Origin of the sequence: Paenarthrobacter sp. AR 02 (assembly GCF_021538675.1) — a bacterium.
Taxonomy (GTDB): Bacteria; Actinomycetota; Actinomycetes; order Actinomycetales; family Micrococcaceae; genus Arthrobacter.
The window spans coordinates 361133-373027 of sequence record NZ_JAJUKH010000002.1 but is presented as its reverse complement, the minus strand read 5'-3'; the positions used below and the strand labels follow the sequence as shown (position 1 = coordinate 373027).

The window sequence follows — 11895 nt, the reverse complement described above, 5'->3', positions numbered from 1 at the left end:
GCTTCGTTTTTGGTGTTCACAGGCACGGTCACCCTTGACGTCCCTTCAAAGTAGTTTCGATTTCCCCTCCACAAGACTGGCATGTGAGCCACCTCTCACTGCGGTGCAAAATGACCTATAGTGTTCAACCATGAGACGTAATGCACAGTATCAAGGGGCGGCCCCGACCGCCCTTTCCGGGCAGGTCACCGTAGACCTGTCCGCAATTTCAGACAACGTCCGGTCCTTGAAAAAGCGGAGCGAAGCGCCGTATTTCATGGCCGTCGTGAAGGGCAATGCCTATGGTCATGGACTCGTGGAAGTGGCCCGCGAAGCAGTTGCGGCGGGCGCGGACTGGCTGGGAACCGCGCAGCTCACCGAAGCCATCGCGCTACGGCAAGCAGGAATCACCGTCCCCATCCTTTCCTGGCTTTATCTGGCATCCCAGACAAGCGCCACCATTCTTGAAGCCCTCGAAAACGACGTTGATGTTTCGCTTGGAAGCGTCGGCCAACTGGAGGTGCTGGTAGGCATCGCTGGACGCCTCGGCCGGCCCGCCGTCGTGCATTTGGAGCTTGACAGCGGCCTCAGCCGCGGTGGCGCGCGCAAGGAGGATTGGGCCGAACTCGTAGCCCGGGCGCGGGAGGCCGAACTCGACGGGACCCTGCGGGTTCGAGGCCTCTGGACCCACCTGGCCTGGGCCGATGTTCCCGCGCACCCCGGTAACGCCACCGCCGTCGCCGAGTTCGAAGATGCGGTCCGTCAGGCGCGGGAAGCCGGACTCACCCCCGAACTCCGGCACGTGTCCAGCTCCGCCAACATCCTGGACCGGCCCGAATTCCACTTCGACATGGTCCGGGCAGGGCTGGCCATCTACGGCCTCGCCCCCGCCGATCACCTGGACCCGGCAGACTTCGGGCTGCGTCCCGCACTCAGCGTCACCGCCCCGCTGGTGATGGTCAAAAAAGTCCCGGCCGGCACCGGCGTGAGCTACGAACACCAGGCCATCACCTACGAACCCCGCTACCTCGGACTGATCCCGCTCGGTTACGCGGACGGCATCCCCAAAGGCATCAGCGGACGCTCGGTGGTGAACATCGCAGGCCGCGCCGTACCGGTGATCGGCAAGGTCTGCATGGACCAGTTCATGGTCGATCTGGGCCCGGACGCCACGGGAATCGACGTCGGGGATACAGCTGTGCTGTTCGGGGACCCTGCCTGCGGGGCGGCGAGCGCCGACGATTGGGGCGCCGCAATCGGCAGCCACGGGGACGAAATCATCAACAGGATCGCCCCGCGCCTGCCGCGGGCCTACGCCACAGCTGCTTACCAGTGCCCCGACTACCAGGAGCCGGCAGCCGCCGGGCCGGGCAATGTCGCCTGAGCCCGCCACCGCCCGCCTGAGTTTCGTCACGCTGGAACAGTTCGTGGAGCAACTGCCGCCGGAGTTGAAAATGCTTCACGACGGCGGCAGCGGCTCCTCGCTGCTGCGATGGGTGGAACCGAGTGAGCTTGAGGACCCCACGCCCTACCTGCCCGAGGGCGAGTTCCTCCTGACCGCCGGGCTGCCTTTCCTTGGGGAGGGCGGCTCGGCGGAGAAGGTTGACGCCTACGTCCAGCGGCTGGTGGAAGCGAAGGTGGCGGCACTCGGATTCGGGATCAGGCCCTATTTCGACGGCGTCCCTGACGTGCTGCTGGACGCTTGCCGCAGGCACAACCTCACCCTGTTCGAGGTGCCCGAATCCGTGCCCTTCGCGGCGATCGGCTTGGAGTTCTCGCAGCTCCTGGAAAGCGACAACGCACGGGTGTTCCGCCATCTGGCCGATACCAACCGCCAACTCATGCGGGCAGTCCTCTCCCCCAGGCCCGAACACGAACTGCTCGCCGCACTCGTGCAGCGGGTGCCGGTGTGGGCCGTGCTGGTGGGCGCGGACGGACGGGTCCGGGCGCGCGGGCACAATGCCGGCGGCAGCACCGGCGTCGAACATTCCCTGCTGGAACCGATGCTGGGCAGGTTGCTGTCCGGGAGCGGGCCGCGCGTGGAGATGGACGGCTTCGACCAGCCGGGGTCAGCACTGGTGTTCGGGCATCCGCTGCGCAGCACCAAGGACGCGAACCTGGGTGCCTTGATCCTCGGCTCGGACACGCCCCTGACCCCTGCGCAGAACAACGTAGTGCAAGCTGCGGTGGGCTTGCTTGAGCTGCTGGTGAGGCAACGGACCAGCGGCTCCCTTGCCCCGAGCCAATTGGCCACGGCGGTCCTCCTGCACCCGGAATCGCTGGCCACGGGCGGGACCAAACATGTCAACGGTTTGAAGGACCTGCTTGCGCAGAGCCTGTCCTCCACGCGGTCCGCGCAGATGCGGGTTGCGCAGGGGGTCCGGGTGGACGGCGCGGCGGATGAAGGGCCCGTGCGGGAGCTGCTGCAATGGAGGCGGCTGTTCGATACCAAACTCGTGGAGATTACCGACTATGGTTTCGCGGCCATCACCCGGCTGCGCGTTGACGATTCCTTGCTGGCAGATGTCGAGAAACTCGGTTGGCGGCTGGTGATCGGCGAGCCTACGGAACTGTCCGGGCTCACGGCAGCGTACCAGCGGGCAAGCTCGTTGCGGAGCCGTGTCGTGTCCAGCGGTGTAAGTGCCCGCGTGGATGAGATTTCGTGGACCGTGGGTGGTCTCTTGGGACGCGATGCCGGGACCATGCTGGCGTCACGGCTGTTGTCTCCCGTGCTGTCGCTGGAGCCGGACCGCAGGGACCCGCTGTTGAGCGTCCTGCGCGGCTGGCTCAGTGAAAATGGCAGCTGGGACGGTTCGGCCAAACTCCTGGGACTGCACCGCAACAGCGTGCGTCGCCAGATCGGCGTCCTCGGGGAACTGCTGGAGATGGACCTCAACCAGGCACAGGTACGGGCCGAGTTGTGGTTTGCGCTGCAGTACGTGGACGATCTCCTGACAGCGGGCGCCACCGCTTCAGATTAGGCTCAACCCTATGGAAACCTTGGCTGTCATAGCGGTGCCGATCGCCCTTGCCCTCGGCGTCGTTTGGAGAAGCTTCCGCCAAAAGAGGAAGGCGAAGGACAAGCCACCCGCCCACAGGGGAACATTTCAATCCCAGCGTGGCCGGGTTTACCGGGACGGCGGTACGTATCGGAACGCCAGCCCGAGTGACGGCACGGGCGGGGGCTATTAGTCCGCGCGGCTGCCTGCAGGTGGATAGCATCGCAAAGCGCACTTTTCCGGATACTGGGCGTCCGTCTATCTAGCCGCAGCAAAAAGTTTCGTAATACGATAGACCGCATGGAACGGAAGATGCACGGACGTCAAGTTTCAGATACTGAGATCGACCAATGGGCTGACGAGGCCGAAGCCGGTTTCGACGTCAAGGAACTGAAGGCACGAATGGGGCGGCCTGCCCGGGGCGCGGAGGCCTCGCAGGTGGTTCCAGTTCGACTGACAGTCGACGAATTGGCTGCGGTCATGGCTCGAGCCGAGCGCGAGCACCTGAACCGGTCCGAGGCATTCCGGGCCGCCCTCGCGGCTTGGGCAAACGCAGCGTGATTGCCCGCAGCTCCGCACGCAAGCATGGGATCAGTACCGAGTCTCGGCTTCGATACGCACGGTCGGCTTCTGGAACTCGTCGTGCTGGTATGGGACGACGAGAGTGAAGAACTGATCCACGCCATGAAATGCCGGCCTCAATACCTCGAGTTGCTCGGCTAGGGGCAAGCCATGGATAAGTTGCTGCCTACCGAGGGCATCACAGACGAACGTCAGTGTTCCCAGCTGCCATAAAGGTCCGGCCGTCGTTCGCGCAGGTATGGGACTTCAGCCCGTGCCGCCTTAACGGCTTCCGTGCCCACCTCGGCGAACAGCAGCGTCGCGGACTCCCCCGCGGCGGCAAGCAACGAGCCGTCCGGTCCGGCCACCACGCTGCCGCCCAGGAAGTTGTAGACGTCCTCGTGTCCGGAATGGTTGGCGTAGGCCACGTTTAACTGGCTTTCCAAAGCGCGGGCCCGGATGAGGACCTGCGGGACGTTCTCGAATCCGGCGGACAGGGCTGTTGGCACGAGCAGAAGCTCGGCACCCCTGGTTGCTGCGGCCCTGACGGCTTCCGGGAATTCGACGTCATAGCAGATCAGCATCGACGTCCGGATTCCATTGAAATCCACGACGGCGGGAGGTTCTTGGGCGCCGACGAACGCCTTGTGTTCATCCTGGCCAAACAGGTGGACCTTGGCGTAATTGAGGACCTCGGAGCCGGTTGCGTCCAGCAAAGTAGCCGTGATGTTCCAGGCGCCATGAGTTGCAGGCGACCCTGCGCCGTCGTGCGTTTCCTGGCCCGACGCTACGGCAGGAAGGCTGTAGACCAAGCCAATGCCGTGCTTGCGGGCGATCCCGGCGAGCCGTTCCCGAATGCCTGGCAGCGTGGCGGGGTCGAGTTCACCATGGAGCCGCAGTGGTGCGTATCCAACGGGAAACAACTCCGGCGTGAGGAGCAGCCCGGCACCGGCGTGGGCGGCTCGCTGCGCGGCGTCGTCGATGGTGCGCAGGTTCGCCTCGACATCCATGACGGAAGCGTTGGCCTGCAGGACGGATAGCAGCATCATTACCACCTAGGTTTTCGCTGAACCCCGGACGCTCATCTCAAGGCCGGGGCGTTTCTTGATTCAAGCCTAGGCCGGGAACAGTCCTGGCGACTGAGGCAATTGGACCCGCGGACTTCCAAAATGGGACGCATTGCCCGCTCCCGTCGCGTTGCGAGGCCGGCTCTGCACGGTACGGCGCGCACTAACCCCGCAAACCGGGCCCCGCAATGCTTAGAGGGCTTCACAAGGGGTACATAGCCAATCATCTTGTGTTGGAGTATGTCGGTGAAGCTTGACTCACTGTGTTCACTTCTTGACTACAAGGATGCTTCTGGGGCAATCTTCTTGTCATGCCCGCTACACAGCGCTCAACGAAGAGCCACCCTCGAAAACCCGGCTCGCAGTCGGCGCTCCGCCACCTGAATCAACAGCGCATCATCGAGTGCTTGCTGAGCGGGCCATCCACGCAGGCAGAGCTTTCGCGTCAGACCGGGCTCTCAACGGCAACGGTGTCCAACATCGTCAAAATCATGCAGGACGCCGGCCTCGTCTCCACTGAACCCACCACCAGTTCCGGCCGCCGGGCCACCAACGTGAGGCTGAACAGCAACGGTGCGGTCGCAGTGGGAATCGACTTTGGACGCCGCCACCTACGGGTGGTCCTGGCTTCACTGGGCTACCACGTCATTGCCGAGGATTACATCGAATTGCCGCTGGGTCACCAGGCAGAAGAAGGCATTGAAGCGGCCGTCCAACTGTTGGAAAAACTGCTCCGCGAAAACGGTATCGACCGCACCGCCGTGGTGGGAGCCGGCGCGGGTATTCCGGGACCCATTGACCGCCGAACAGGCACCGTGGCCCAAGGTGCCATCCTGCCTGAATGGGTGGGCATCGACATCCTCCACCGGCTGGAGGAAGCACTCAATTGCCCCGTATTCGTTGACAACGACGCGAACTTGGGCGCACTGTCCGAAGTGACATGGGGACCGCACAGCGGCGTCTCCAACCTGATGTTCCTCAAGATCGGATCCGGCATCGGCGCGGGCCTGATCCTCAATGGATTTCCCTATTACGGCAACGTGGGAATCACCGGGGAGATCGGCCACGCAACCATCCACGAGCATGGACTGGTGTGCCGGTGCGGGAACAGGGGTTGCCTCGAAACGATCGCCTCCACAACCACCATGATCGAGTTGCTGGGGCGTGGGCAAGAGTCGCTCCTGACACCCCAGGATATTGTCCGCAATTGCCTCGCCGGGGACTCCGCGACGCAGCGGGTGGTGGACGACGCCGGACTGGCCGTCGGCCGCGCTTTGGGCAACGTATCCAACCTGATCAACCCGGAGGTGATCGTGGTGGGTGGTCCTCTCGCGGGGCTCGGTGACCTGCTGCTGGACCCAATCCGCCGCGGACTGGTCAGGCACGCAGTGCCCGTTGTTGGCGAGACGACACACCTGGCCATGTCCTCGCTGGGGGCACGTGCAGAGGCGCTCGGAGCGGCCGCTTTGGTGTTCCAACACGCGGGTATTACCGGCAGGTAACGAAATCGTTAGCTGGATGATGCGTTCAAGTCTTGACGACAAGCCGGGTGATCCAGTTTACTTTTTCATCAGACAGCTCCGCCGTTTGCGGGGCCGACAACGAAGTCATGCATTGGAGGCGTAAGGGCTGATGACATCCCTCGACACGCAAGGTGATCCCATCCTTTTGGAGATGCGTTCGATCACGAAGGAATTCCCGGGCGTGAAGGCACTGTCCAATGTGAGCCTCCGGGTGATGGCTGGCGAAATCCACGCCATCTGTGGTGAAAACGGAGCAGGGAAATCCACCCTCATGAAGGTCCTCTCCGGCGTTTACCCTTACGGGAGCTACACGGGCGACATCGTGTACCAGGCCGAGACGCAGCAGTTCAAGGACATCCGTGCCAGCGAGGCCGCAGGCATCGTGATCATCCACCAGGAACTGGCATTGATCCCGGAACTGTCCATCATGGAGAACATCTTCCTGGGCAACGAACCCACCAAGTGGGGCGTCATCGACTGGGCGGAAGCCCGCAAGCGTTCCCTGGAACTGCTGGCCCGCGTAGGCCTGCGGGACGACCCCGATACCCCCATCAAGGAAATCGGCGTCGGCAAGCAGCAGCTCGTGGAAATCGCCAAAGCGCTGAACAAGTCGGTAAAGCTCCTGATCCTGGACGAACCGACGGCGGCGCTGAACGAATCCGACTCCCAGCACCTGCTCGATTTGATCCTTGGCCTGAAGGGTAAGGGCGTCACCTCGATCATCATTTCCCACAAGCTCAACGAGATCGAACAGATCGCCGATGAGATCACCATCATCCGCGACGGCAAGTCGATCGAGACCTTGAACGTCAAACGCGACGGCGTGGATGAAGACCGCATCATTAAAGGCATGGTGGGCAGGACGCTCGAGTCCCGCTTCCCGGACCACGAGCCCAAGATCGGCGAAGTCTTCTTCGAGGTCAAGGACTGGACCGTGGGCCACCCGCAGATCCAGGACCGCCTGATCTGCAAGGGCTCCAACTTCTACGTACGGCGTGGCGAGATTGTGGGCTTCGCCGGCCTGATGGGTGCAGGGCGGACCGAACTGGCCCGTTCCTTGTTCGGCCACTCCTACGGCCGCTTCATCAAGGGCCAGGTGTACAAGGACGGCAAGCCGGTGAACCTCCGCAGCGTGCGGGCAGCGATCGACGCCGGACTCGGCTACGTCACCGAAGACCGCAAGTCCCTGGGCCTGAACCTGCTGGATGACATCAAGACCACCACAGTGGCGGCGGCCCTGGACAAGATCAGCAACTACACGGTGGTGGATACCCGCAAGGAGTTCTCCGTAGCGGAGGACTACCGCAAGTCACTGCGCACCAAGACCCCCTCGGTTGAGGAAGGTGTAGCAAAGCTTTCCGGTGGCAACCAGCAAAAGGTGGTGCTTGCCAAGTGGATGTTCACCGATCCCGACCTCCTGATCCTGGACGAGCCGACCCGCGGAATCGACGTCGGCGCCAAGTACGAGATTTACGGCATCATCCAGAAACTGGCGAACCAGGGCAAGGGAGTGATTGTCATTTCCTCGGAGCTTCCTGAGCTCCTGGGCCTGTCCGACCGCATCTACACCATCTTCGAAGGCGCCATCACCGGCGTCCTGGACAAGAACGAAGCAGACCAGGAAAGCCTCATGAAACTCATGACTTCCGCCCGCAAATCCGCCTGACCCGTTGGCCCAGCCTCACCCCTTCCTGACACAAGGACCAAAACAATGAACGCGCTCAAGAAGCTATTTGGTGGCAATACCCGCCAGTTCGGCATGATCTTCGCCCTGGTGGCACTTATCGTCTTCTTCCAGATCTTCACCGAGGGACGCACGCTCACCCCCGGTAACGTGATCAACCTGTTCAACGGCAACTCCTACATCCTGATCCTGGCCATCGGCATGGTGCTGGTCATCATCGCCGGCCACATTGATCTTTCCGTGGGCTCGGTGGCCGCTTTCGTGGGCGTCTTCGTGGCTCTCGCGATGCGGGACTGGGGCTTCCCCTGGTGGGTCGGGGTGCTCTTCGGCCTGTTCCTGGGCGCGGTGATCGGTGCCTGGCAAGGGTTCTGGGTGGCCTACGTGGGTATACCTGCCTTCATCGTGACACTGGCCGGCATGCTGCTTTTCCGCGGCTTCAACCAGTTCGTGGGCAAGTCCAACACCATTCCCGTTCCCAAGGAATTCCAGTTCATCGGTTCCGGGTACCTTCCCGAGATTGGGCCGAACACCGGCTTCAACAACCTCACAGTGCTTATTGGCCTGGTCGCCGTCGCCTTCGTGATCATCATGTCCCTGCGTGCCCGTGCCGCAGCCAAGGCCCTTGGCGCCGAAGTTCCGGAACTCTGGGTTGAGGTCACCAAGCTGGTCCTGATCTGCGGTGCGATCCTCTACGCAACGTACCTGTTCGCCACCGGCCGTCCCGGCACCTCCTTCCCCATCCCCGGCCTGATCCTGGCAGTGCTGGTCCTCATCTACGGCTTCATCGCCGACAAGACGGTCCTCGGCCGCCACGTCTACGCGGTGGGTGGCAACCGCCACGCAGCGGAACTGTCCGGTGTGCAGTCCAAAAAGGTCAACTTCATGGTCATGATGAACATGTCCATCCTGGCTGGCCTGGCCGGCATGATCTTCGTAGCCCGCTCCACCGCATCGGGTCCGTTCGACGGCGTCGTTTGGGAACTGGATGCCATCGCCGCAGTCTTCATCGGTGGCGCTGCCGTCACCGGTGGTGTTGGTACGGTTATCGGCTCGATCGTCGGTGGTCTGGTCATGGCTGTCCTGAACAACGGCCTCCAGCTCCTCGGCGTTGGCGCCGACCTCACCCAGATCATCAAGGGCCTGGTGCTCCTGGCCGCCGTGGCCTTCGATGTCTACAACAAGTCCCAGGGCAAGCGCTCCATCACCGGCATGTTGATGAAGAACTTCCAGCGCAACAACGAGATCCAGCCCCAAGAAGCCACCTCCACCAAAGAGGTCATTTCCAAGGAAGCCTGACAGGTTTCCGCACGACTCGCTCCACCCCACCCACACAGAAAGTGAACCAAGATATGCGAATGTTTGGTAAAGCAGGAAAGGCAGCAGCAGTCGCTGCCATCGCGGCACTGGCGCTGACGGCCTGCGGCCGCACTGACAGCGGCTCAAGCAGCAGCACAGCTGGCGGGGAAGCGTTCCCCAAGGACTCGCTGATCGGCGTCGCACTTCCGCAGAAGACCAGTGAGAACTGGGTCCTGGCGGAGAAGCTGTTCAACGACGGCCTCACCGGCGCCGGCTTCAAGGCCGACGTCCAGTTCGCCAACGGCGGCGTGTCCGAGCAGCAGAACCAGATCAGTGCCATGGTTACCAAGGGTGCCAAGGTGATCATTGTGGGTGCCATCGACGGCGCCCAGCTGGGTACGCAGCTCAAGCAGGCCAAGGATTCTGGCGCAACGGTCATCGCTTATGACCGCCTGCTCCTGAACACCGAAAACGTGGACTACTACGTGGCCTACGACAACTTCAAGGTTGGTGTCCTCCAGGGCCAGGCCCTGCTGGACGGCATGAAGGCCAAGAAGCCGTCCGGCCCGTACAACATTGAGCTCTTCGCCGGTTCCCCCGACGATGCCAATGCGAAGGTCTTCTTCGACGGCGCCATGAGCGTCCTGAAGCCGAAGTTGGACGACGGCACCCTGAAGGTAGTTTCCGGCCAGACCTCGTTCGAGCAGGCTGTTACCCAGGGTTGGAAGGCTGAAAACGCCCAGCGTCGCGCTGACACGCTGCTCACCGGCAGCTACGGCACCGCTTCACTGGACGGCGTCCTGTCCCCGAACGACACCCTGGCCCGTGCAGTGCTGACGTCCGTCAAGGCCGCCGGCAAGCCGCTCCCCGTTGTCACCGGCCAGGACTCCGAAGTTGAGTCCGTCAAGTCGATCATGGCCGGCGAGCAGTACTCCACCATCAACAAGGACACCCGCAAGCTCGTTGAGCACGCCATCACCATGGTGAAGGACCTCCAGGCAGGCAAGCAGCTGGAGATCAACGACAAGGACTCCTACAACAACGGCGTCAAGACCGTTCCGGCATTCCTCCTGCCGCCACAGATCGTGACCAAGGAGAACGTCAAGACGGCCTACGTTGACGATCCGGTATTGGGCCCGATCACCAAGTAACACCTCTTTACAGCAAGCCCGGTCCGCCAAACAGGCGGGCCGGGCTTTTGCTTTGGCAGCCCACGCTTTCACAGCCCACACATAGCTTCGGCTGGTGCACCGCACAGCAGCGCTCAGCAGTGTTGGTCCTGCGGCCCGCGCCTGAGCGGGCCGGACAATCTGCAGGTCCAGAGGAGAAACGTGAGCGTCCTTGCCCGAAGCGTAGGCAATGCCTTCCGCAACAAAATCAGAACGGCGGCGGTTGTTGCCGTCCTGGCCGTAGCCATCGGCTTGGCTTTGGCCATGCTCGTGGCCAACCAGGCCGTGGGTGCCAAGGTCCAGGAGCTGAACGCCTCCGTGGGGACCACACTGACCGTCAACCCCGCAGGCGGCCAGGGCTTCGAAGGCGGCGGCGAACCGCTCACGACGACCGAGGCCCAGACCGTGGCCTCGGTCGCCAACGTGACGTCCGTGGTGGGAACCAAGGCGCTGCGGCTCCAAACCGCCAGCACGACGACGGCAAGCACCGGAGCGACCACCGGCACCACCCAGCAGGCCGGCCCGGGTGGCGGGTTTGGTCCGGGCGGGCAGCAGCCGACGGTGAGCACCAACCTGACGGCCGCCGTCGACGCCGGAACGCTTGGCAACCGCAACAGCTCCACCGGTTCCACCACCCAGCCGACACGCACCTTGCCCATCACCGCAACAGGGACCGGCGCCGAGGTGGACAGCACGGGTAAGGCACTGAACATCACCAGCGGTACCGGCCTGGGCGACTACACCGCGGCCGAAGCTAAAGCCCTGGTTGGCAGCTCGCTTGCCGAGAAAAACAACCTCACCGTGGGCTCAACCTTCACCGTTCAGGACAAAACGTTCACGGTCGCTGGCATCTTCGACGCAGGAACCACTTTTGGCAACAACGCCGTCTACGTGACACTGCCCGAAGCCCAGGCCCTTGCCGCAACCCCTGATGAACTCTCCACCATGATCGTCACGGTCAACAGCATGGAGAACGTGGACAGCACCAAGACCGCCGTCCAAAACGCACTGGGCACGGACAAAGCCGACGTCACCCAGGGCCAGCGCAACCTCGAAACAGCCGTCAGCTCCCTGAACAGCGTCAAGAACATCTCACTGATCGCTTTCATCGCCGCACTGGCCACCGCTGGCATCATCATCCTGCTCATCATGGTGATGCTGGTCCGGGAACGCCGCCGCGAAATCGGCGTCCTCAAGGCGATCGGCGCCCCGAACCGCACCATCGGCCTCCAATTCGTGCTGGAGTCCCTGGTGCTGGTGGCCCTCGGCAGCGTAGTGGGTGCGGTCATTGCCTCCCTTGCCAGCGGCGGCATCGCTTCCGCACTGATCAGTTCCAACACCACCACGACGGCGGTCACCAGGACCCAGCGGGGTGGCGGCCTGGCCGGAGCCGTACCGAACGGTTCACTACCCGGTGGTGGCGGCTTCCAGGGTGGTGGGCAGGGAGGTCCATTCGGCGGCGCTTCCCAACTGCTGACCTCCGTTACGGCCAGCGTCTCCCCCGGTGTCCTCGCGGCAGGCATCGCAGCCGTGTTCGCCGTCGCAATTATCGGCGCCCTGGTACCCGCGCTGCTGACTGCACGTATCCGCCCCATCGAAGTACTCCGAGGAGAATAG

General features: G+C 63.0%; 10 protein-coding genes. 9 read left to right on the top strand and 1 reads right to left on the bottom strand.

Annotated features, from left to right (window positions below; all coding sequences use genetic code 11):
• Nucleotides 1-130 precede the first annotated feature (130 nt).
• The 4 genes from alr to LRQ04_RS07860 all read left to right on the top strand — a co-directional run bounded on the left by alr (nt 131) and on the right by LRQ04_RS07860 (nt 3701).
• A complete protein-coding gene (gene alr, locus LRQ04_RS07875; RefSeq protein WP_235519199.1) occupies nt 131-1363 on the top strand; it encodes an alanine racemase in 1233 nt (410 codons plus the stop codon).
• Nucleotides 1353-2960 (top strand): PucR family transcriptional regulator, encoded by a 1608-nt coding sequence (locus LRQ04_RS07870; protein WP_235519197.1) that lies wholly within the window; start codon nt 1353-1355, stop codon nt 2958-2960. The genes alr and LRQ04_RS07870 overlap by 11 nt, the downstream gene beginning before the upstream one ends.
• A 318-nt stretch (nt 2961-3278) precedes the next feature.
• Nucleotides 3279-3539, top strand: coding sequence for a ribbon-helix-helix protein, CopG family (locus LRQ04_RS07865; protein ID WP_235519195.1), 261 nt, complete (start codon nt 3279-3281; stop codon nt 3537-3539).
• A 24-nt stretch (nt 3540-3563) separates the two neighbouring features.
• Nucleotides 3564-3701, top strand: a complete 138-nt coding sequence (locus tag LRQ04_RS07860; protein WP_235519189.1) for a toxin-antitoxin system toxin subunit — start codon at nt 3564-3566, stop codon at nt 3699-3701.
• Nucleotides 3702-3751: 50 nt separating this feature from the next.
• Here the strand turns inward: LRQ04_RS07860 and LRQ04_RS07855 are convergent, their stop codons facing one another.
• On the bottom strand, nt 3752-4588 hold the full coding sequence (locus LRQ04_RS07855; protein WP_235519188.1) for a carbon-nitrogen hydrolase family protein: 837 nt from the start codon (nt 4586-4588) through the stop codon (nt 3752-3754).
• A gap of 329 nt (nt 4589-4917) precedes the next feature.
• On the opposite strand from LRQ04_RS07855, the gene LRQ04_RS07850 reads away from it, so the two are divergent.
• The 5 genes from LRQ04_RS07850 (at nt 4918) to LRQ04_RS07830 (ending at nt 11895) form a co-directional block, all read left to right on the top strand.
• Nucleotides 4918-6108 (top strand): ROK family transcriptional regulator, encoded by a 1191-nt coding sequence (locus LRQ04_RS07850; RefSeq protein WP_235519187.1) that lies wholly within the window; start codon nt 4918-4920, stop codon nt 6106-6108.
• 130 nt (nt 6109-6238) lie between these two features.
• Nucleotides 6239-7795 carry a multiple monosaccharide ABC transporter ATP-binding protein gene (gene mmsA, locus LRQ04_RS07845; RefSeq protein WP_235519186.1) on the top strand — a complete coding sequence of 519 codons (1557 nt, stop codon included), beginning with the start codon at nt 6239-6241 and terminating at the stop codon, nt 7793-7795.
• 45 nt (nt 7796-7840) lie between these two features.
• Nucleotides 7841-9109, top strand: coding sequence for a multiple monosaccharide ABC transporter permease (mmsB, locus tag LRQ04_RS07840; protein ID WP_235519185.1), 1269 nt, complete (start codon nt 7841-7843; stop codon nt 9107-9109).
• 53 nt (nt 9110-9162) lie between these two features.
• The gene (locus tag LRQ04_RS07835) at nt 9163-10260 is read left to right on the top strand and encodes a sugar-binding protein (protein WP_235519184.1); all 1098 of its coding nucleotides are present in this window, start codon (nt 9163-9165) and stop codon (nt 10258-10260) included.
• A gap of 180 nt (nt 10261-10440) precedes the next feature.
• Nucleotides 10441-11895, top strand: coding sequence for an ABC transporter permease (locus tag LRQ04_RS07830; protein WP_235519183.1), 1455 nt, complete (start codon nt 10441-10443; stop codon nt 11893-11895).